The 21,155-nt window shown below is 41.6% G+C and carries 20 protein-coding genes, 1 pseudogene and 1 riboswitch; of the genes and pseudogenes, 19 read left to right on the top strand and 2 right to left on the bottom strand.

The features are described 5' to 3' along the window. Positions 1 to 87: 87 nt before the first annotated feature. Complete coding sequence (locus NSQ17_RS18815) at positions 88 to 1,911, bottom strand: acyltransferase family protein (RefSeq protein WP_342467687.1); 1,824 nt, start codon at positions 1,909 to 1,911, stop codon at positions 88 to 90. A 239-nt stretch (positions 1,912 to 2,150) separates the two neighbouring features. Here NSQ17_RS18815 and NSQ17_RS18810 point away from each other — a divergent pair, with 239 nt between their 5' ends. The 11 genes from NSQ17_RS18810 (at position 2,151) to NSQ17_RS18760 (ending at position 12,639) form a co-directional block, all read left to right on the top strand. Beyond that, the gene (locus tag NSQ17_RS18810; protein WP_039164984.1) at positions 2,151 to 3,026 is read left to right on the top strand and encodes an aldose 1-epimerase family protein; all 876 of its coding nucleotides are present in this window, start codon (positions 2,151 to 2,153) and stop codon (positions 3,024 to 3,026) included. Positions 3,027 to 3,086: 60 nt separating this feature from the next. Further along, entirely contained in the window at positions 3,087 to 4,031 is a 945-nt protein-coding gene (locus tag NSQ17_RS18805) for a sugar-binding transcriptional regulator (RefSeq protein WP_041508008.1), read from the top strand. An 84-nt stretch (positions 4,032 to 4,115) separates the two neighbouring features. Continuing rightward, positions 4,116 to 4,787, top strand: a complete 672-nt coding sequence (deoC, locus tag NSQ17_RS18800; protein ID WP_024719215.1) for a deoxyribose-phosphate aldolase — start codon at positions 4,116 to 4,118, stop codon at positions 4,785 to 4,787. 167 nt (positions 4,788 to 4,954) lie between these two features. Next, positions 4,955 to 6,136 (top strand): NupC/NupG family nucleoside CNT transporter, encoded by a 1,182-nt coding sequence (locus tag NSQ17_RS18795; protein WP_017358632.1) that lies wholly within the window; start codon positions 4,955 to 4,957, stop codon positions 6,134 to 6,136. 24 nt (positions 6,137 to 6,160) lie between these two features. Continuing rightward, the gene (locus NSQ17_RS18790; RefSeq protein WP_039164991.1) at positions 6,161 to 7,462 is read left to right on the top strand and encodes a pyrimidine-nucleoside phosphorylase; all 1,302 of its coding nucleotides are present in this window, start codon (positions 6,161 to 6,163) and stop codon (positions 7,460 to 7,462) included. Between the two features lie 352 nt (positions 7,463 to 7,814). Then, complete coding sequence (locus NSQ17_RS18785) at positions 7,815 to 8,258, top strand: MarR family transcriptional regulator (RefSeq protein WP_045033720.1); 444 nt, start codon at positions 7,815 to 7,817, stop codon at positions 8,256 to 8,258. A 13-nt stretch (positions 8,259 to 8,271) separates the two neighbouring features. Next, positions 8,272 to 8,910 (top strand): nitroreductase family protein, encoded by a 639-nt coding sequence (locus NSQ17_RS18780; protein ID WP_039164997.1) that lies wholly within the window; start codon positions 8,272 to 8,274, stop codon positions 8,908 to 8,910. A 25-nt stretch (positions 8,911 to 8,935) separates the two neighbouring features. Then, positions 8,936 to 9,229 (top strand): putative quinol monooxygenase, encoded by a 294-nt coding sequence (locus NSQ17_RS18775; RefSeq protein WP_008345714.1) that lies wholly within the window; start codon positions 8,936 to 8,938, stop codon positions 9,227 to 9,229. Between the two features lie 189 nt (positions 9,230 to 9,418). After that, a complete protein-coding gene (locus tag NSQ17_RS18770) occupies positions 9,419 to 11,800 on the top strand; it encodes an immune inhibitor A domain-containing protein (protein ID WP_039164999.1) in 2,382 nt (793 codons plus the stop codon). A gap of 207 nt (positions 11,801 to 12,007) precedes the next feature. Then, positions 12,008 to 12,271 carry an ORF6C domain-containing protein gene (locus NSQ17_RS18765; RefSeq protein WP_008345710.1) on the top strand — a complete coding sequence of 88 codons (264 nt, stop codon included), beginning with the start codon at positions 12,008 to 12,010 and terminating at the stop codon, positions 12,269 to 12,271. Further along, a complete protein-coding gene (locus NSQ17_RS18760; RefSeq protein WP_007498006.1) occupies positions 12,268 to 12,639 on the top strand; it encodes a DUF1304 domain-containing protein in 372 nt (123 codons plus the stop codon). Before NSQ17_RS18765 ends, NSQ17_RS18760 begins: the two co-directional genes overlap by 4 nt. A gap of 144 nt (positions 12,640 to 12,783) precedes the next feature. Here the strand turns inward: NSQ17_RS18760 and NSQ17_RS18755 are convergent. Then, positions 12,784 to 12,978, bottom strand: a pseudogene (locus NSQ17_RS18755) (hypothetical protein); the annotation flags it as partial. 225 nt (positions 12,979 to 13,203) lie between these two features. Between NSQ17_RS18755 and NSQ17_RS18750 the strand changes: the two are divergent. From NSQ17_RS18750 to NSQ17_RS18715, 8 genes are all read left to right on the top strand, one after another. Beyond that, on the top strand, positions 13,204 to 13,860 hold the full coding sequence (locus NSQ17_RS18750) for a type 1 glutamine amidotransferase domain-containing protein (RefSeq protein WP_217967689.1): 657 nt from the start codon (positions 13,204 to 13,206) through the stop codon (positions 13,858 to 13,860). 140 nt (positions 13,861 to 14,000) lie between these two features. Further along, positions 14,001 to 15,128, top strand: a complete 1,128-nt coding sequence (locus NSQ17_RS18745; protein ID WP_058337113.1) for a hypothetical protein — start codon at positions 14,001 to 14,003, stop codon at positions 15,126 to 15,128. A gap of 56 nt (positions 15,129 to 15,184) precedes the next feature. Beyond that, a riboswitch (TPP riboswitch) is annotated at positions 15,185 to 15,288 on the top strand. 87 nt (positions 15,289 to 15,375) lie between these two features. After that, on the top strand, positions 15,376 to 16,062 hold the full coding sequence (gene tenA, locus NSQ17_RS18740; protein WP_007498001.1) for a thiaminase II: 687 nt from the start codon (positions 15,376 to 15,378) through the stop codon (positions 16,060 to 16,062). Continuing rightward, complete coding sequence (locus NSQ17_RS18735) at positions 16,059 to 16,658, top strand: ECF transporter S component (RefSeq protein ID WP_019743666.1); 600 nt, start codon at positions 16,059 to 16,061, stop codon at positions 16,656 to 16,658. Before tenA ends, NSQ17_RS18735 begins: the two co-directional genes overlap by 4 nt. Next, complete coding sequence (locus NSQ17_RS18730; RefSeq protein ID WP_342467686.1) at positions 16,633 to 18,231, top strand: energy-coupling factor transporter ATPase; 1,599 nt, start codon at positions 16,633 to 16,635, stop codon at positions 18,229 to 18,231. The genes NSQ17_RS18735 and NSQ17_RS18730 overlap by 26 nt, the downstream gene beginning before the upstream one ends. Next, a complete protein-coding gene (locus NSQ17_RS18725; protein ID WP_024719222.1) occupies positions 18,221 to 18,955 on the top strand; it encodes an energy-coupling factor transporter transmembrane component T in 735 nt (244 codons plus the stop codon). Before NSQ17_RS18730 ends, NSQ17_RS18725 begins: the two co-directional genes overlap by 11 nt. A gap of 149 nt (positions 18,956 to 19,104) precedes the next feature. Next, positions 19,105 to 19,944: a methyl-accepting chemotaxis protein gene (locus NSQ17_RS18720; protein ID WP_047947031.1), complete on the top strand. Its 840-nt coding sequence runs from the start codon at positions 19,105 to 19,107 to the stop codon at positions 19,942 to 19,944. A gap of 173 nt (positions 19,945 to 20,117) precedes the next feature. Next, positions 20,118 to 20,933 (top strand): YwqG family protein, encoded by an 816-nt coding sequence (locus tag NSQ17_RS18715; RefSeq protein ID WP_326241717.1) that lies wholly within the window; start codon positions 20,118 to 20,120, stop codon positions 20,931 to 20,933. Positions 20,934 to 21,155 lie beyond the last annotated feature (222 nt).

Below are 21,155 nucleotides of genomic sequence, written 5' to 3'. Positions count from 1 at the left end.
GTGCTCATCCATCACAAAAAAAGACATGCCTCCAATCATAGGAAAGCATGTCTTTTTTGAATCTCTCTTCACAGGATGCTAGTCTTCTTATGATGCCGAGGACACATCACCTTTTTTCTTGATACTGGCTTTAATGAGCTCAGTCAATGTGTCAGAGCCTTTTGTGGAAAGGTGAACACCATCTGGCTGAAAATAGGATGGCTGTCCGGTAGCCGCTGAATGCCAATCGACTAAGCTCACATTGTGGTGTTGATTGGCCACACGCTCAATGACTGCATTCACATCATTTTCCCAAGCTCTTGGAACGCGAGTGTTCACAAGAAAAATATGTGCCTTCGAGAAATGTTGAATGAATGAGGTCAAAGTCCCCTCTGTAAAATAACCATTTGTGCCAAGCTCAATAATAACAGCGGCATCAGCCTTGTTAAAAGAAGCATATTGAGGGGCGATGCGGATGGCTTCGTTCATTTGCCTTCCGACCCTTGCGTCAATGGTGATGGGTTCATAGGCCTTTTCTAAATTTGAAGCAATGTCTAACATGACGGAATCACCAATGGCAAGAACTTGGTGAAATTGTTTAGGATCCGCTGCTTTTTTCTTATGTTTGTCTTTCTTTTTCTTCACTTTTGATTCTGTCTGACCGCCTGCCTTTTGGGGCGCTGTCTTAATTTGTGTGACTTCTTGCGCATGCGGGGATGTATGAGACGAGCTAGACATGCCAATGGTAAATAAAATCAAAAGGACTGCCGCAATCCCAAGAAACACTTTATTGGACATAGACCATTGCTTGATTCCTGTTTTCCAAATCGACCAAGAGGCAAAATAGTGTCTAAACCCGAGTTTACGAATCGGCTGTTCGATCAAACGATAGGAAGCCTCTGATATGAGTAGAATTGCGATGAGCTGCAATGTGACACGTCCCATGGAAGGCTGTCCAATCTCAATGACCGGTGTGGTCAGCACGATAATTGGATAATGCCATAAGTAGATGCCATAAGACCGCTTTCCAAGCCAAACGAGTGGTTGAAAAGACAGCCATTTCCCAATAAGACTGGCAGGATGGCAGACACACGCAATTAAGATCGCTGCATTCAAACAGAATAAAAGCATACCGCCTTGGTAGAGAAAGCCGTCAAATTCGTCGACTGCATAAACACATAAGAGGAAAATGACCATCGAACCGAATCCGGCTATTTGTAACATACGTCTGCCGATAGGAAGTAATTTTCTGCTGGAAAGTCTGTGCATGGGCCAGACAAATGCAAGACTGCACCCGATGAGGAGTGCAAACGCACGTGTGTCTGTTCCATAATAGATCCTGCTCGGGTCAGTATCCGGTGAATAGAGAATGGCCATCCATAAAGCAGATACAAGTGCCAGACCAAAGGTGATCATAGGAAGATGGGATCTATTTTTCACCCATTTCAGTCCAGCAATCAACAGTACCGGCCAAATGAGATAAAATTGCTCTTCAATCGCCAAAGACCATAAATTTTTTAGTGGAGATACAGCATTGAAGCTGTCAAAGTAAGAGAGCTGATGAAAAATGTACCACCAGTTACTCACATAAAAAAAGGACGATAAGGCATCGCCACGAATGGACATTAATGCATTTGAACCAGCAATGGCGCACCAGCTGACGATTAAAAAAATCATGACGTAGGCAGCTGGAAGCAGCCTTCTGATGCGGCCCATCCAAAAAGGCAGAAGCTCTTGATAGCCCAAATCCTGCTTATGCAGCAAGATGGTTGTAATCAAGTAACCAGAAATCACAAAAAACAAATCAACGCCAAGAAACCCGCCGCTCGCAGGTCCAATATGTAAGTGATAAGCAATGACCGCCAATACGGCAACAGCTCTCAGCCCATCTAATCCTAATATGTAACGTAAACGGTTTTCCTTGCTGTTCATGAAAAAGAATCCCCCATCAATGTCAAACGCGTCTTTTTTGTTGTCACTCCAAAAGAACAACGATTCTTTTATTTTATATAAGATTAGACGAATCAGCATTACATTTTGTTGGCGAATTTCTGTCTTTTTTAAAATTTTTTTATATGAAGAAACATTCTAAGGCTTGAGGGATTCTTATTTTTATACTCAAACCGAAAATCCCTGTCATAATAAAAGAAGAAGGAAAGGGGATGTGTTGAATGAAAACGATTGAAAATGATCTGTTATTGGTTCAAATCAATGAGAGAGGTGCCGAGGTGAGAGAGGTGCTTCATAAAGAAAGTGGACGTCAATATATGTGGTCTGGTGACCCTGCTTATTGGGGCAGGGTGTCGCCCGTCTTATTTCCGATTGTAGGACGGTTGAAGGATGATCAATACAAGATAGACGATCAAACGTATCAACTCTCGCAGCATGGATTTTTGCGTGATGTTGATTTTGAACTATTTGAAGAAGCAAAAGATCAGGTGATTTTTCAATATCAATCAAATGGCCGTCACACGTCACAATATCCGTATGAATTTACAGCGCGCATCAGTTATGCACTGTCGGAAAATGGACTAACGATTTCCTGGGAAATTGTTCATGAAGGAGATGGCACGATGTATTTCTCGATTGGCGGGCATCCGGCATTTCATGTCCCGCTTGTTGAAGGCGAGCAGACATCTGATTATTCACTCACATTGGTACCTTCCACCGAACATGATCCAGTTCAATATGAACTTCATAATTCACTTGTGAGAGAGAAGGAGAAAGGTGTTGAGTTTGAGCCGATTCAACTTCGCCCAGAACTTTTTCAGAACGATGCAATGATCTTTAGTCATATTGATCAAGTATCATTGACTTCTCAAGCAGGTCACGGCGTTGAGGTCGATCTCAGTGGTTTTCCGTTTGTTGGTATTTGGTCTCCATATGATCAAGAAAAGGGAACAATGGCTCCTTTTGTTTGTATTGAGCCTTGGTATGGGATCGCTGATATGGAAGGGACAAACGGGCAGTATAAGGAGAAATTCGGCATTCAAACCTTAGAGAAGCAAGAGACCTTTCACGCAGCTTACACCATTTTCTTTAAATGAACATTTGTGCATGGTGAAGTGAACAATTTGTTATGATAGAGGAAAAAAGGAGGCGTACGAATGGATCGGGGGAAACAGCAATTAAGTATTGAAGCAGCAAGGCTCTATTACTTATCTGATTACAGTCAGCAGGAAATCGCCAAGCAGCTTGACCTGTCGAGGCCAACGGTGTCTCGTCTGCTTCAGTATGCGAAGGAAAAAGGGTACGTCCAAATTACAGTGATGGACCCATTTGAGGATTTAAATGAGCTGTCCTTATTGCTGAAAGAAAAATATGATCTGCTCGAGGCTCATGTGGTATTTTCGCCAAAGGACGATTATCCAACGATTACGGATTACTTGAGCCGGTTTGGTGCAGATTATCTTCAAAATACGGTGAAAGACGGCGATATCGTTGGAGTGAGCTGGGGCACCACGATGTATCAAATTGCTCAAAAGATGCAACCTAAACAGGTAAAAGGGGTAGAAGTGGTTCAGCTGAAAGGCGGAATCAGCCATTCGCATGTGAATACATATTCTGCGGAAACGATCCAGCTGTTTGCATCAGCTTTTCAAACGGCACCACGCTATTTGCCACTGCCTGTTGTGTTTGATAGTGCCGCCGTTAAAGAGATGGTCGAACAGGATAGACATATTCAGCGCATTATTGAAATGGGCAAACAGGCAAATATCGCTGTGTTTACTGTTGGGACGGTAAGAGATGAGGCGCTTTTGTTTAGGCTGGGTTATTTCCGTGAAGAAGAAAAGGCGCTGCTCAAGACATCCAGTGTCGGAGATATCTGTTCGCGTTTTTATGATCAAGAAGGACGCATTTGCAGTGAAGCGATTAACAATCGCACAATCGGTGTGGAGCTGGATGATTTGAGAACAAAAGAGCGCTCCATTCTTGTTGCTGGTGGACATCGAAAGGTTGCCTCTATCCATGGGGCGCTGAGAGGAAAATATGCGAACGTATTGATGATCGATCAGCACACAGCAAGAGCTCTTTTAAATGTCACAAAATAGATGAACAAAATTTCATAACTATATTTACAATTGTTCAATAGTCATTTAAGATGAAAGTATCATATTTAAAAGGAAGTGTGAATCATGACAATAGCAAAGCTCATTGATCATACAGCACTAAAACCAGATACATCTAAAGCTGCGATCATGCAGTTACTAGAAGAAGCAAAGACATACCAATTTGCTTCCGTTTGTGTGAACCCAACTTGGGTATCTCTTGCGGCGAAAGAACTAGAAGGAACAGGCGTTGATGTCTGTACAGTCATCGGTTTCCCGTTAGGTGCAAACACAACAGCAGTGAAAGCATTTGAAACAAAGGATGCCATTGAAAACGGTGCAACTGAAGTGGACATGGTCATCAATATTGCGGCATTGAAAGATGGCGAATATGATGTAGTTGAACAAGATATTCGTGCCGTTGTAGACGCAGCAAAAGGCAAAGCCTTAGTGAAAGTCATCATTGAAACTTGTTTACTCACAGATGAAGAGAAAGTAAGAGCTTGTGAACTTTCTGTAAAAGCTGGCGCTGATTTCGTCAAAACATCGACTGGATTTAGTACAGGCGGTGCAACAGCTGAGGACATCGCATTAATGCGTAAAACAGTTGGACCTGACATCGGTGTCAAAGCATCAGGCGGCGTGAGAACAAAAGAAGACGTAGAAGCGATGACAGCTGCAGGCGCAACCCGTATTGGTGCCAGTGCAGGCGTTTCCATTATTAAAGGGGATCAATCAGCTCCTTCTAAAGACTATTAATTCATACGATCCTATGGTAGGATAACAATCATGACTCATTAGATGATGAAAAAGTCATATGCGGAAGGATCTCATTTCTGGGATTTTCTTCCGCAATTTGTTTGCGAAATAGGGTTTGTTCCATACAAGCACATTAATGTAAACGAATTCATTCAAGGAGGAAAAACATGAAATACGTCATTGGTATTATCGGTTTGCTGGTGATTCTCGCCATTGCATGGCTGGCAAGTAACGGGAAAAAGCGAGTGAAATTCCGTCCAGTCATTGTCATGATTGTACTGCAATTTATTTTAGGTTATATTCTGCTCAATACAGGTGTTGGGAACTTCCTAGTCGGGGGCTTTGCAAAAGGATTCCAAATGCTTCTAGGCTATGCTGGTGAAGGGATCAACTTCGTATTTGGCGGTTTAATGAATGATAATGCGTCAACTTTCTTTATCAATGTCTTGCTGCCGATCGTCTTCATTTCTGCCTTGATTGGTATCCTGCAGCATTGGCGTATCCTTCCGCTGATCGTACGCGGAATTGGGTATTTGCTTAGTAAAGTCAATGGAATGGGGAAACTAGAATCTTACAACGCCGTAGCGTCAGCGATTTTAGGTCAATCCGAAGTGTTCATTTCCATTAAGAAGCAGCTTGGATTATTACCTCAACAGCGTCTTTATACATTGTGTGCATCTGCGATGTCGACTGTATCAATGTCCATTGTCGGTGCGTATATGCAAATGATTAAACCGGAGTACGTTGTTACAGCACTTGTGCTGAACCTATTTGGTGGATTTATTATTGCGTCTATCATCAACCCATATGAAGTGTCTAAAGACGAAGACATGCTTGAAGTCGTAGAAGAAGAAAGACAATCTTTCTTCGAAATGCTCGGCGAATACATTATGGATGGTTTCAAAGTAGCCATTGTTGTGGCTGCGATGTTGATTGGATTCGTTGCATTAATTGCGATGATTAATGGCATTTTCACAGCTGCCATCGGTGTTTCTTTCCAAGATGTACTTGGATATGTGTTTGCACCATTTGCTTTCCTTGTTGGTGTACCTTGGAGTGAAGCGGTACAAGCAGGAAGTATTATGGCGACCAAAATGGTATCTAACGAATTTGTAGCGATGCTTGCTCTATCTGGCGACGGTCTTCATTTCACTGCTCGTACAGAAGCGATCATTTCTGTATTCCTTGTGTCATTTGCGAACTTCTCGTCTATCGGTATCATTGCTGGAGCAGTGAAAGGCTTAAATGAAAAACAAGGAAACGTTGTCGCACGCTTTGGATTAAAGCTGTTATTCGGTGCAACACTCGTCAGCTTCTTAACAGCAGGCGTTGTCGGTTTGATTTACTAAACTAAAAAAGGAATGGTGAAAACAATGAGAATGGTAGATATCATTGCGAAAAAACGTGACGGAAAAGAATTATCTTCAGAGGAAATTTCTTTCTTTGTCAAAGGTTATACGGACGGAACAATTCCTGACTACCAAGCAAGTGCCTTGGCGATGGCGATTTTCTTCCAAGATATGACGGATCAAGAACGTGCAGATTTAACACTCGCTATGGCAAACTCAGGGGACACAATTGACCTGTCTGCTATCGACGGCATTAAAGTAGACAAGCATTCAACAGGCGGTGTAGGCGATACAACAACGCTTGTACTCGCTCCTCTTGTTGCAGCACTTGATGTACCTGTTGCAAAAATGTCTGGGCGTGGTCTTGGACATACGGGTGGAACAGTCGACAAGTTAGAGGCAGTCAAAGGCTTCCACGTTGAAATTACAAAAGACGAGTTCATCGAACTGGTGAACCGTCATAAAGTAGCGGTCATTGGACAATCAGGCAACCTGACACCTGCTGATAAAAAACTGTATGCCCTTCGTGATGTAACAGGAACTGTTAACTCAATCCCGCTCATTGCAAGCTCGATTATGAGTAAGAAAATCGCTGCTGGCGCAGATGCCATTGTACTAGATGTAAAAACAGGTGCAGGTGCTTTCATGAAAACACCTGAAGACTCTGAGAAGCTTGCAAAAGCAATGGTTCGTATCGGAAATAATGTTGGCAGACAAACGATGGCTGTCATCTCAGACATGTCTCAGCCGCTAGGATTAGCGATTGGAAATTCCCTTGAAGTGAAAGAGGCGATTGACACGCTTAAAGGCGAAGGCCCTGAAGACTTAAACGAGCTTGTGCTCACATTAGGAAGTCAAATGGTCGTTCTTGCGAAAAAAGCAGAGACACTTGATGAAGCAAGAGAAAAGCTAATTGAAGTCATGAAAAACGGCAAAGCACTTGAGAAATTCAAGGAATTTTTAGAAAACCAAGGTGGAGACGGCTCGATTGTAGATCAACCGGAAAAACTGCCACAAGCACCTTATCAAATCGAAGTGCCGGCAAAAGAATCAGGTGTGATCGCTGAAATCGTCGCAGACGAAATCGGTGTTGCAGCGATGATTCTTGGAGCAGGACGTGCAACAAAAGAAGACGATATCGACCTATCTGTTGGCATCATGCTCAACAAAAAAGTAGGCGATCGTGTAGAAAAAGGTGAATCTCTCGTGACGCTGCATGCAAATCGTGAAGATGTTGCGAATGTCATGGAGAAAATTTATGACAACATCCGCATCGCTGACCATGCTGATGCTCCGACTTTGATTCATACAGTGATTACAGAATAAAGAGAAGAAGACAAAAGTGATGAATCGCTTTTGTCTTTTTTTATGTAAATTTTAGGTAGCGCTTCTTCTAGATATGATAAGTTATATGAGTGGGAGGGGATAAACCATGAGAATGCTCAAACTCATTCTCTTTATTTTTGTAGTCTTGATGATCATTGGATTTATCAGCTACTATGTGGGACCAACATCGACACCAAGTTCTTAAGACGAGCAAAAGCTCGTCTTTTTTAATTGAAATAAAAAATTTCACTTTATGAAACAAACCTCTTGCAATCATGAAACAATGGGTGTATATTAGTTGACGAGTCAATGATTGATATATCAACTAATTGATCTGAATAGAAAAGAGGGGATGGCATTGACTGCATTTTGCTCTGAAGAAGCAGAGGTATTATATCGTTTGCAGTGCGTGAACCGTATGATGGGTGTGAAGTTCGAAGCATGCACGGGCATCAGCCAATCAAGACTGGAGTTGCTATCACTGTTATTCCAAGCCGACGAAATCAGCCAATCCGATTTGCAGAAAAAAGTAAATATTGATAGTGCGGCTGTGACGCGTCACTTAAAACAGTTAGAAACAAAAGGAATGGTCACGCGCAGAAGAAAGCCGGAAGATAATCGAGTCACGCTTGTTCGTCTGACAGATGAAGGCAGAACAAGAATCGAAGCTTCTAAAAAAGAAAAAGAACGATTTATCTCAGAAATGCTTGAAAACGTAAGTGATGAAGAACGAAAGCTTCTCACTGATGTGCTCATCCGTATACAACAAAACATCGAGAAGATTCAAACAACCTAAAGGAGTGTTACACATGGCTACAACATTAAAAACAAACGATTTTATGGATATTATGAAAGGGCGCCGCTCCATTCGTAACTATGATCCAGCAGTGAAAATTAGCAAAGAAGAAATGACGGAGATTTTAGAAGAGGCAACAACAGCACCATCATCAGTGAATGCACAGCCTTGGCGCTTCATGGTCATTGACAGCCCAGAAGGAAAAGAAAAGCTCGCACCACTCGCAAAATTCAACCAAACACAAGTAGCTACATCATCAGCTGTCATCGCTGTGTTTGCAGATATGAAAAACAATGAATACTTAGAAGAAATTTATTCAAAAGCAGTAGAAAATGGCTACATGCCGCAGGAAGTAAAAGAAAGACAAATTGCTGCATTAACTGCACATTTTGAAGCTCTTCCAGAGCAAGTGAATCGTGAAACGATCTTAATTGACGGTGGACTTGTGTCAATGCAGCTGATGCTTGCTGCTCGTGCGCATGGCTATGATACAAACCCAATTGGCGGATATGACAAAGAAGTCATCGCTGAAACATTCGGCTGGGATAAAGAGCGCTATGTACCAGTTATGCTTCTATCCATTGGGAAAGCAGCTGACGAAGGTTATGCTTCTTACCGTTTACCGATTGAACGCATCACAGAGTGGAAATAATTTTTAAAAAAAGGGAGACGATCATATGATTATTATTCATGCAGGGATGACCATTCATCCAGAGAAAGAAAACGTATTTCTAGAAGAAATCAACGGTTTAATGAAAGCTTCACAGGAAGAAGCAGGCAATGTGTCCTACAAGCTTTTCAAGGATACAGAGAAAGAAAACACCTTTTTAATGGTAGAAGTGTGGAAAGATGAAGCAGCGGTTCAAAGCCATAATGCAAGTGCACATTTCCAAGCTTTCGTCGCAAAGGCAAAAGAATTTTTAGCCGCTCCACTTGATGTTGTTGCATATCAAGGAGAGCAGCTTTCATAGAAAAACAACAAACACCCTAGGCATTTATAGCCTAGGGTTCTTTTATTTTCGACAATTCGTTCCACCTATTTCAATCTCGTATTGTGCATTTTCCACAAAGTTTCTGAAAATAAAATGTTTTTCGACTTAAGTATATTGGAATATGCTAGAATTAGATATTATTTATTACCAAATTAGGGAGGAACCAATATGAAAAAAGGGAAATGGACGAGCATCGCACTAACAGCTGTCCTCAGTTTAGGCACATTGACAGCTTTCAGCACCCCTCTATCTGCCCACACCTCAGAAAAGTCAACATCCTCAGATGGTGGTCATTATTCAGGTATTCCATTCGACGCAAGTGTTGTCAATGAAGACCGCCTCATCAAAGCCTTGAAAAAACAAGGAAAGATCAAAAAGAATGCCAATGAGGCAGAAACCCAAAAAGCATTAAAGAACTACCTAAAGAAAAAAGAAGAAGCAGCGATGAAACAAAGCGCAAGTACCTTAACAGAAGAACCTGAATTCCTAAAAGAATACAAACAAAATGTACATAATAAACTAGCCAAAAAGAAAAAGTTAAAGAAGCATAAAGGAAAAGAAGGCAATCAAGTAAAGCCGGTGAAAAAGGAAAAATATAAAGGCGACGTCCGTAATGATAAAGTTTTGGTATTATTAGTAGATTTTAAAGATTATAAGCATAATAGTATTAAAAAAGAAGAGACTGATATGTACTATGACAAGTACGATCAGCAGCATTACCAAGATATGCTTTTCGGAAAAAATGGCTACATTGGTCCAGATGGTAAAAGAAAAGTATCTATGAAGCAGTATTATGAAAAGCAGTCCGGTGGAAGCTACACGATTAGTGGAACAGTAGCTGGATGGTATACAGCCAAGCATGAAGCAGCATATTATGGCGGGAACGTACCAGACGAATCAGGCAGTGACGGCAGACCGCGCGAATTGGTGAAAGAAGCCCTCGAAGCAGCGGCAAAGGATCCAAATATTGACCTTGGTGAATATGATCAATGGGACCGCTATGATATGGATGGGGACGGTGTTTATAATGAGCCGGACGGTATCATTGACCACCTCATGGTTGTACACGCTGGCGTAGGTGAAGAAGCTGGCGGCGGACAGCTTGGCTCTGACGCGATTTGGTCGCATCGCTGGTCACTTGGTGATGTATTTGAGATTCCAAACACTGAATCAGAAGTGGGTCAAGGCGGAAAGTTAGGCGCTCTAGATTATACGATTGAGCCTGAAGATGGCGCAGCAGGCGTGTTCACACATGAATTTGGACATGATCTTGGTCTGCCTGATGAATACGATACACAATACACAGGCAGAGGAGAGCCCGTTTCTTATTGGTCTATCATGTCAAGCGGAAGCTGGGCAGGTAAAGTACCTGGTACGGAACCAACAGGTTTTAGTCCATATGCAAAAGAAATGCTTCAAAACTTGCATGGCGGCAACTGGCTTTCTGGAAAAACCATTGATGGTAAGACATTAACAAAAAGCAAAACAGTTTTAATCGATGAAGCAGCAACAAAAGGAACCAACCATGATGCGGTTCGAGTCGATTTGCCAGATAAAGAGATTGTGGTCACTCAGCCTGCACAAGGGCAATATTCATACTTCAGCGGAACAGGTGACAATTTGAATGCTACCATGACGACATCAGGGATTGATTTGTCGAAGGGAAGCAAAGCCGAGCTTACGTTTAAAGCATGGTACGATATCGAAGAAGATTATGACTATGCGTATGTAGAAGTTCGTGAAACTGGGACAGACAAATGGACAACCATTGCTGGTAATATTACGAATGATCGAAATGAGGCAGGAGCGAATGAAGGCAATGGCATCGATGGAAAATCAGATGGCTGGGTAGATGCATCCTTTGACCTTTCTGCTTATGCAGGGAAGAAGATCGATCTGCAATTCCGCTATACAACCGATGCAGGATATTCACTGCCAGGTTTATTTGTAGATGATCTAAAGATTACAGCAGATGGAGCAAAAGTGTGGTCAGATGATGCCGAGGGAACGTCCACGTTCACTTTTAATGGATTCTCTCAATCTAATGGAAAACAATATGCCGCTCAGTATTATTTACTAGAATGGCGCTCTTATGCTGATGTCGATAAAGGCTTAAAGCATATCAAACGAGGAGCAAGTCTGATGAGCTATAATAACGGTTTGGTCGTGTGGTACGTCGATCAATCGTACAGTGATAACTGGGTTGGAAAACATCCAGGGAACGGCTTCCTTGGAGTCGTAGATGCAGATCAACAAGTGTTGAAATGGAGTGACGGCTCTATTGCAGCGACAGGTTTCCAAGTACATGATGCAGCATTCTCTTTGAATCCAAGCACGAAGCTGAATATTGATTATACAGCGACAACAGGCTTAACCTTAGAGGATCGCTATATCCGCCCAACGCGTACATTTAGTGATAAAAAGAACTATGTGAATCCAAATAACCCGGATGCAGGACGTGATGTGCCAGCATACGGCCTATCCTTTAAAGTCGTCGGACAAAGTAAGGACCGTTCTGTTGGAAAGGTATTAATTTCTAAAAGCAACTAAACAAAAAGCCGGATTCTATCCATGAATCCGGCTTTTTGATACGTTAAGACATGGATTTTTAGCGTATGACTCGTCTTTGATCGAATGTTTGTTCTTTTTTATTTTGATATCCGAATGAAACCATTATATAATAGAGATTGGAAGGTTTTTCTTTCATTCAATGTTCTTTTTAGTTGTTAAAAAACCAAGAAAGGATGAGCGTTACCAATGAGTTGTGTCACTGCCAAGCAATTAAAGGTGATTCGAGGGACGATGCAGACTTTTTGCAGCCATTTAGAGTATGATGGCCACGGTAAGCTTCATATTAATACCATCATGGCTTTTATTAAAAAGGAATTTGGTGTAAGAAAAATGAAAGACATTCCACAAAGTCGTTTTCATGAGGCGTTAGAGCTAATCCAAGACTTTGATTTATACACGGACAAAATACAAATACGAGACCGTCTATCAGAAAGGAATTCACTAAATTGAATATTTTAGCAATGATTTTAGTAGGAATTGTCGCTTTAGAGCACATTGTCATCATGTTACTAGAAATGTTTTTTATGGAATCAAAAATGGCGAAAAGATCTTTCAATCTGCCTGAACACTTACAAAAGGATCCAAATGTGAAAGTGATGTTTGCTAATCAAGGGCTATACAATGGCTTTCTAGCTGCTGGACTCATTTGGGGGCTCATTCTTGGTTCGAATACCGTAGGATATATGATTCAGCTATTTTTCGTTCTTTGTGTGTTCATCGCAGCAGTATTTGGCGGTGTGACGTCTAATAAATCGATTATCATCAAACAAGGGTTACCAGCGTTTCTTGCATTAATTGCACTTATCCTGGCTATATAATCCTATCAGCGTGATAGAAAACCTTTGCAGTTTAGGAAGGACGAGCATCGGAGTGAATTTGACATTGGTGAGCACCGAAGCGCAGGACTGACACTGAATGCGAGGGGTTTGTCTACACGGTAAAGCCGCCCTAGAGGGCGGCTTTTATCTTTTACGCATTCCTATCAAACGAATAATGGACGTAAGACAAAGGGCAACAGCGACAGCCAATATGATTTTTCCATACATGACGCCCGTAAGATTCATTAAAAAGACAGCCAATATGATACAGAGCGTGATGATAATCATCACAATCGAATAGGTTTTCATCTCTTTTTCCACTCCTTTTAAATTCCCTCTAGCGCAAGAGGTCTGTCAATTGTTTCTCATATTATATCATTTCATCACAATTTTACATGAAATTCCCTGTCAATAGAATGTGACAGAATGATTAGATTTGAAGTGAGGCTATATTTTTTAAAAAATTGGGTATAACATAAAGAGTTGTATCCAAGTCTGATTGCTTGATATTTAATTGTGCAAAATATAAAATAGTCACATGATAAATAGAAAGGATGATAAAAGTTGAGCAAGAACGTTTTATTAGTATCAACAAGCAGCTCAGAAATGAACGGACACCCAACAGGCTTATGGCTAGAAGAATTGGCCGAGCCATTTCATATTTTTAAAGAAAATGGACTCAACGTGCAAATTGTTTCAATAAAAGGTGGAACAGTACCGATCGATAAAAATTCAATTCCTGAAGGAGTTCCAGCACAATATCAAGATGTGTATGAATTACTTCAAGACACAAAGGCACTGACCGATGTAAACCCAGCTGAGTATGATGGCATTTTCTTTGCTGGAGGACATGGCCCAATGATCGACTTTGCGTCCAATCAATTGGTTGCCGATGCGATCTTAGCGATTTCAGACAAAAAAGGAGCCGTTGGGGCAGTTTGCCATGGCGTTTCTGCCTTTGTTGATGTGAAGGATCGTGATGGAAAATCATTTATCGACGGCAAGAAAATAACAGGATTCACAAATGAGGAAGAGGATGCTGTTCAATTGACATCTAAAGTTCCATTTTTATTGGAAACAAAACTTCGCGAGCAAGGGGCAGCATTTGAAAAAGGCGATGCATTTGCGCCATTCGCCGTTGTAGACGGACAAATCATTACTGGACAAAATCCAGGATCAAGTGCAGAAACAGCACGTTTATTTGTCAAAACCATTGCATAAATCATCAAATAAACCAGTCGTGACGCATACGGCTGGTTTTTTGTTATAAAAATTTCCTAAAAAGTCCAAAACAAGTATTAGAAAAATGGTAAAATAATCACAGGGTAAAAAACCCAAATTAGGGAAAAGGGGATGTTCCTGTGAGAGCATTTTATGTCAAAATCACCGCCGCCTTACTGTCTATTTTATTGGTCACAACAGGTTTATTTTCACCAGCAATCAAAGCAGAAGATGCACCAAAATCAAGTGAAAAAGTATCGCCACTGACTGAAAAAGCCATTCAGCAAGTGCAAGAGTCGTTTGAAAAGCAGGATAAAGGGACTGCGGTTCAACAGAAGGAAGTAAAAAAATCATTTAAAGTAGATAAGAAAAAGGGAATAAGTATTAAACGAAAAGCGGCTACAGATGGAAAGATGCGCACGTCTGCCGTTCGCTCTATTGATGGACTAGCCATTAATCAATCGGCAGTTTTAAACGAGGAAGATCCAGTTGATTTATGGTTCTTAAGTACATCGTCCCCTCAGGCGCTCATCAGCCGGATTACCTCTCCAAATGCTGATTATTTCGTTCAGTTATTTGTTATTGATTATGAAGAAGGACAAGCTTATCCAACGGATCTGATTCAACCGGCAGGCAGTCTGCTTGCGTTAAGCAATTTACCAGCGGGTGATTATGCGTTTGGTATTACTAGCGGTGGAGACTTTGGAGACTCATATACATTACAGGTGAATGCAAAAAACCCACCAAATTTCACAGGTGCTGAATCCCTGTCATCAACATTGCAATACTTTGTTGCTTCGTATGCCAATGGGGATGTTTTCGCAAATGGTACAAAAGTGTATAACAAACAATCTAAGACCGCCGATTATAAATGGGAGCGTGTATTTTATTTCTCATATGATGGAAAATATCAACAGAGAACGCATTCTGTTGACAGTGTAAAAGTGAAAAGTATTTCGGCACCAGTATCGTACTCTGCTCCATACGCGAGTTCCTCTGAGGCCATTCTTGTCTACTTAGATGTGGAGACATTATTTATGTATCATGAATCATCGTTTGCTAGTGGGCAGTACTACCATAGCAGCTTTGTTGATACTCTCGGAAAGACAACGCCAAGGCGTTTAGACATTGATGACCTGACAAATTACGGCGATCATATTTTGGCTGTTGATTTAAAGACAGGAAAGCCAATTGATTTCTTCAGTGTCCTTAATTTCTACTATGCAGCAGGGATCGAGAAGCTGCCAACGATCAATACATTGAATTAAGATCGGCGGTTGACATCAAATCGCCACATGTGTAGAGTAAAGATAATTAAATGACAAAAGTCCACTAGGGGAGTCATGTATGACTGAGACAAGAGGAAATCTTGGACCCTTTGAACCTGATCTAGTTTGTACTAGCGGAGGGAAGTGGAGCTGGACCTTGTCTTATTCATGATTGAATCGATAAGAAGGCCGCTCCATTCGGGGTGGCTTTTTCATTTATTCAACTGAAAAAGAGGAGGCTTTTTTTATGACATTTTCAACCCAATTAAGGCAAGAAGCAGAACCATTATTTGAAGCGATTTATCAGCATCCGTTTGTGAGAGGACTCGCAGCAGGAGAACTCGAAAAGGAACAGATCATTCATTATGTCAAACAGGATGCAGAATATTTAAATGCCTTTATTAAAATTTATGCGGCAGCCATCAGCAGATGTACAGACAGAGAGGACATTACCTTTTTCCATCAACAAATGGCTTTTGTCCTTGATAGTGAGACACATCCTCATCAAAACCTTTGCCGAGTGGCAGGTGTCGCTTATGATGAACTGCAAGGTGCGTCTTTGGCGCCAAGTGCCCATCACTATATTCATCACATGCTGCAAGTCGCCGAGGAAGGGACGCTAGGAGAAATCATTGCGGTTTTGCTCCCTTGCCCTTGGACCTATTGGGAAATAGGCAAACGAATGCTTAAAGATGTTGAGCCCGATCCTGCCCATCCATTCTATGAGTGGATCACGTTTTATGGCGGGTTAACGGACTCTGTTACAGTGGAGCTTTGCAAACGGCTTGATCAGTGGGCGGAAGGAGCAAGTGAGAAGGAAAAGGAGAAAATGAAACAGCACTTCATCTTAAGCTGTCAGCTTGAGTATAAATTCTGGGACATGGCCTTTACTGTCGAAGAGTGGCCTGTCCAAATGGAGGTGCATTCTTCATGACATGGAAGATGAAAGAAGTCGTTCTTGCTGTCATTTTATCAGTGGCATGCGGAGTTATCTATTTAGGGTGGTCGACTCTTTATTTACCGATTACAGCCCTTGTCGGTCCAGCAGGAGGCAACATCATGTTCGGAATTTGGGTCATTGCCAGTCCAATCGTTGCTTACATTATCCAAAAGCCTGGTGCTGCCCTCATCGCAGAAACAGCTGCCGCTGCCGTGGAATTACTGACAGGCAGCCACTTCGGTCTTTCTGCGCTTTTGATTGGTGTATGCCAAGGACTTGGAGCAGAAATCGCCTTCGCTCTATTTGGCTATAAGCGATATCGCATGTGGACACTCATGTTGTCTGGTGCCTTTGCAGCAGTAGGGGCAATGGCATATAGCCTCATTGCCAATGGATTCGGCTATTACACGCCTCAAGTGTTACTCATGACACTTGTCACTCAAGTCATTAGCGGCATGTTACTCGGTGGTTGCTTGGCAAAGGTTGTGGTGGATGCTTTATCTAAAACGGGTGTGCTGAATCAATATGCCATCATGAAAGAAAAACGAAGTAAGGGTGACCAGCATGGATTCATTTCTCGCGTGCAGTAATCTCACTGTCCGTTTTTATGAACAGCCGAATCCCGTTCTTCATCAAGTATCTCTTTCTATTCAAAAGGAGGAAAAGGTGCTGATATTAGGACCAAGTGGAAGCGGGAAATCTACGCTGATTTCTGTGCTTGCTGGCATTATTCCAGAGCATATGGAAGCTGAAGTACAGGGAGAAGTGATGCGGCAAAGGCATACTGGTGTCATGTTTCAAGACCCAGATTCGCAGTTTTGTATGCACCGAGTCAATGAAGAAATTGCGTTTAGCTTAGAGAATCGATCTGTCCCTCGTGAACAAATGGATGACATGATTCAGCATCTCATGAAAAAGGTACAGCTGGATGTCGGTCCAAATACAGATATTCATACCTTATCTGGCGGAATGAAGCAGCGGTTGGCGCTTGCTTGTTTACTAGCATTAGAGCCAGATGTCCTGTTCTTTGATGAACCGACAGCACAGCTTGACCCAGCAGGAAGAATGGAGATATTTCAATTACTTCAGCAGCTTTCGGCTGAACAGAATCAGACGATGATTTTTGTGGAGCATGTGTTAGACGGTGTCATCGAGTGGATGGATCGGGTGATCTTATTAGATCATCAAGGCCGTATCATAGCAGATGGAACGCCAAAAGACGTGATGAACACATTTGAGGGAGAAATGAAAGAAGCCGGCATTTGGCGTCCGAAAATATTTCCCGAGAAATGGTCCACTATCGTACAAGATCCGTTTCATCCACTGAGTCAAACACTCTTGCAAACCTTTGAGGCGAGAAAAGAACGTCATGAGAAATTGTCATCAACAGATCGAGAGGTCATTATTCGCACAGATCATCTACAATTAAGCTACGGGAAAAAAAGCATTATAGATGACCTGCACCTTAATATAAAAGCAGGAGATTGGGTTGCGATCATCGGTGAAAATGGCAGCGGAAAAAGTACGTTTCTTAAACATGTCATCCGTTTAGAACCAATAAAGAAAGGTCACATTTTCTTAAAAGGAAAACACCTGAAAAAGTGGTCTGACCGAACATTATATGAAAAAGCAGGCTTTGTATTTCAAAATCCAGAACTTCAATTTATACAGGACACAGTGTTTGATGAAATCGCATTTGGTGGGAGACAGCGAAATTGGCCAGAGCCTGTGGTGCAAGAAAAAACGAATCAGCTATTGGTAGAGTTCGGCCTAGAGAAGCATAGAGACGTGCATCCTTTCACCTTAAGCTTAGGACAAAAAAGAAGATTAAGTGTTGCCACGATGCTTCTTTTTGATCAGGATGTACTCATTTTAGATGAGCCGACCTTCGGGCAGGATGAGAAAACGGCGAGGGAGTTAATCCGGCGTTTAAAAGAACGTCAACGACAAGGCACCACTATTATCATGGTCACACATGATATGGAACTTGTTGATGAGTGCGCTGATCAAGTGCTTGTTTTTCATCAAGGGGAGCATGTTTATGATGGTACGCCTTTTGATTTATTTTCTCATCAGGAACTTGTCACTTCCTGTGAGCTGAGAGTGCCGTTACATTACCGCTATATGGCTGAAAGAAAGGAAGTGATGACGATTGCAAAGTAATCACTCCTTTCTATCCACTGTAAATCCAGTCATGAAATTACTCGCCCATCTCCTTGCGATGTGCTGTCTGATGGCGATTTCTGATCCTAAAACGACGTTCATCATCTGGCTGTTTGCACTTGGAATTGGACTTGTCCTAGGCGGCTGGAATTTGAAATACCTCATCACCAGACTTGTACCTTATCTGCTCTTTTTCATTCTCGTGTTTTGGATGATCGCGGCCTTTGGCAAGGGAGATCATACGGTTTGGAAATGGGCATGGTTTCATATCACAGAGGAGAGTTTAAGAAATGGGCTGACCATTTCTTTTAGAATGCTTGGCTTTGTGACATTTGGTCTCCTTTTTACATCAACAACTGATTTGACGGCCTTTATGATGAGCTTAATCCATCAATGCCGAATGTCACCCAAATGGGCATATGGAATGCTGGCAGGCTTCCGGTTTATCCCGTTGTTTCAAAGTGAATTGAAGCAAATGAAGGCTGCACATAAAATTAGAGGCTACAAGCAAAAAAACAGCTGGAAAGCCTTTATACGTTATGCACTCCCACTTTTCACGCAAGGTGTACGGAAATCTGAACGACTAGCCATTGCGATGGAAGCAAGAGGCTTCACAGGGACGAGGGAGAGAACGTATTATCATGTCATCAGCACTTCATGGATCGACTGCATGTATCTTTTTTTCATCGTCATTAGTGTGTTGATATGCATCTTCTTCTTTTAAAAACAGCCACATTCTCTTGATAGAATGTGGCTGTTTTATATGTCTTAGGTCATTTGGTTGATATTAGTACACATTGCAGGCTGTAATAGATCATATAAAGAACCGATAAAGAGAGTGTACTGAGAAAAAGAGAGGATGAACGTGAGCGAATGTCACAGAGAATTGATAACATAATAGACGCTTTACCAATCGTTGGACTAGCTATGAGAGAGCAGCTAACCTTTTCTGTATTAGGGAAAGAGAAGGTTCTTTATTATCAGCAGCACGGGAACATTGACTTAGGGTTTAAAGCAGGGGACGTTGTAGCTCCCGGGTTCCAAAACTTTTCAATGTTGAAAAATGGGAGAGAGCCATCGTTTATCCAGATTCCTAAAGAGGTGTACGGAATTCCTATGGACATCGTCGCCGTCCCGATTAAAGATGACAATGGTCAAGTGGTCGCTGCCTTCTGTGTAGCATATGACCAAACGAATCAACAACGATTAGAACACATTATGACGGAAAGTAACGATGCTTCCGAAAAACTAGTCGCGATGGTACAGCAAGTGGCTGCACATTCAGAGGAACTACAAGCGACAAGTGAACAAATTCTACAAAATACAAAAACCACTGTCGAAAATTCCTCTAAAATCAACCAAGTGTCTAATCTCATCAAAGGTATCTCTGATCAAACGAACTTACTTGGACTCAATGCATCCATTGAGGCTGCAAGAGTAGGTGAAGCAGGAGCAGGCTTTGGGGTGGTTGCTACAGAAGTGAGAAAGCTGTCTACTCACGCGAAGCAAGCAACGACTGATATTGAAACAGCGCTAAAAGATGTGCAAGGTTCTATCAAAGGAATGGAAGAAGAAATAGCACAAATTGTGGCTTCTTCTGAACATCAAGCAGAACTCGTTGGCACTTTCACAAAAATTATTGAGGGGCTGCACGAAACGAACGAAACGATGAAATCATTGGCAACAGACTTAGTGAATTATCAAGTGAAATAAATAAACGAATCACCAAACCTCCAGCCGTATCGGAGGTTTTTTAACGTGTTAAAGTGAGTTTTTTGTCACGATATTGACGGGTTTTTCACTGACAGGGAAGTTACACTTCTGTATGATAGAAAAAGAGAGACCTGTTTTGATCATTAGACCTATTCATAAGGAGGAAGACCATCTTGACACAATCAGCAAAGCTGCAAGAAGTACTTGCGCCTTACCGTCCATTGTTAGATCAAACTGAAAAACCACTGATTCAATTACAGATAAAACAAGGAAAAACAGGACCATATGACAGCAAAATAGCAGGTGATCCTTATTTCCCAAAAAACGACGAATATCCCGTTGATGGAGAAGGCCATCCTATGAAGCTGCTGGCACAAATCAATTTCGGCCAGCTGCCAAAGCTGAAAGATTACCCAGAAACAGGACTTTTGCAAGTGTTTATTTCTGTACATGATGATCTTTATGGGATGAATATTGACCAAAAAACAGAGCAAAAAGATTTTCGGATCAAATTTATTGAGGAACCTTTCTTAGCTGAAGAAGACTTATTGACTGATTTTTCATTCGTGAAAATTCCTGACGATTTTTATTTTCCAGTTACGAAGGAAGGTGCGATTACAGGTGAATTATCAAGCGAAACGATCAGTGTAGGAGATTTCCGCTTTGAAAAAGTCACAGGAAAGCAAAGCTGGGATCTATTCGAAGATGCTGTTGGTATTGATGGTGATGAAGCAGATCATTTGCTAGATGAATTTTATGAGACAGCAAGTGGTTTTGGCCATAAAGTTGGCGGATACCCAGGTTTTACACAAGAAGACCCGCGTACCTATGTAGACCAAGAACATACTGTGCTATTATTGCAAATTGACTCAGATGATGAAGTGGACATGTTGTGGGGAGATTGCGGCATTGCCAACATTTTTATCAAACCAGAAGACCTCAAACGAAAACATTTCGAAAATGTCGTCTATAACTGGGATTGCTCCTAATTTTGTAAAAAACACTCTTTTTGAAGAGTGTTTTTTGTCTATTTTTAGCCTTTTTGCCCCTAAATCGTCATTTCTGAGAGGTAATATGTCATTCTTTCTAGTTGACCGTATCAAAAAAAAATGTAAAATCATCTTAAAGTCCTCTTTTTTGAAAATAATAATAAAATGACATATCAATCAACAATGAAATGCTCGAAAAAGCGGAATGTACTGGGGGGGATC

Origin of the sequence: Bacillus sp. FSL W8-0629, from assembly GCF_038593225.1 — a bacterium.
GTDB classification, from domain to species: Bacteria; Bacillota; Bacilli; order Bacillales; family Bacillaceae; genus Bacillus; species Bacillus altitudinis.
The sequence above is the reverse complement of the archived record's forward strand: the minus strand, read 5'-3'. Positions and strand labels throughout refer to the sequence as shown.

Excerpts from the sequence above, each read along its gene's own strand:
- NSQ17_RS18815 (WP_342467687.1), bottom strand. The coding sequence starts at position 1,911 with ATGAACAGCAAGGAAAACCGTTTACGTTACATATTAGGATTAGATGGG.
- NSQ17_RS18810 (WP_039164984.1), top strand. The coding sequence starts at position 2,151 with ATGAAAACGATTGAAAATGATCTGTTATTGGTTCAAATCAATGAGAGA.
- NSQ17_RS18805 (WP_041508008.1), top strand. The coding sequence starts at position 3,087 with ATGGATCGGGGGAAACAGCAATTAAGTATTGAAGCAGCAAGGCTCTAT.
- deoC (WP_024719215.1), top strand. The coding sequence starts at position 4,116 with ATGACAATAGCAAAGCTCATTGATCATACAGCACTAAAACCAGATACA.
- NSQ17_RS18795 (WP_017358632.1), top strand. The coding sequence starts at position 4,955 with ATGAAATACGTCATTGGTATTATCGGTTTGCTGGTGATTCTCGCCATT.
- NSQ17_RS18790 (WP_039164991.1), top strand. The coding sequence starts at position 6,161 with ATGAGAATGGTAGATATCATTGCGAAAAAACGTGACGGAAAAGAATTA.
- NSQ17_RS18785 (WP_045033720.1), top strand. The coding sequence starts at position 7,815 with ATGGCATTGACTGCATTTTGCTCTGAAGAAGCAGAGGTATTATATCGT.
- NSQ17_RS18780 (WP_039164997.1), top strand. The coding sequence starts at position 8,272 with ATGGCTACAACATTAAAAACAAACGATTTTATGGATATTATGAAAGGG.
- NSQ17_RS18775 (WP_008345714.1), top strand. The coding sequence starts at position 8,936 with ATGATTATTATTCATGCAGGGATGACCATTCATCCAGAGAAAGAAAAC.
- NSQ17_RS18770 (WP_039164999.1), top strand. The coding sequence starts at position 9,419 with ATGAAAAAAGGGAAATGGACGAGCATCGCACTAACAGCTGTCCTCAGT.
- NSQ17_RS18765 (WP_008345710.1), top strand. The coding sequence starts at position 12,008 with ATGAGTTGTGTCACTGCCAAGCAATTAAAGGTGATTCGAGGGACGATG.
- tenA (WP_007498001.1), top strand. The coding sequence starts at position 15,376 with ATGACATTTTCAACCCAATTAAGGCAAGAAGCAGAACCATTATTTGAA.
- NSQ17_RS18735 (WP_019743666.1), top strand. The coding sequence starts at position 16,059 with ATGACATGGAAGATGAAAGAAGTCGTTCTTGCTGTCATTTTATCAGTG.
- NSQ17_RS18730 (WP_342467686.1), top strand. The coding sequence starts at position 16,633 with ATGGATTCATTTCTCGCGTGCAGTAATCTCACTGTCCGTTTTTATGAA.
- NSQ17_RS18720 (WP_047947031.1), top strand. The coding sequence starts at position 19,105 with ATGTCACAGAGAATTGATAACATAATAGACGCTTTACCAATCGTTGGA.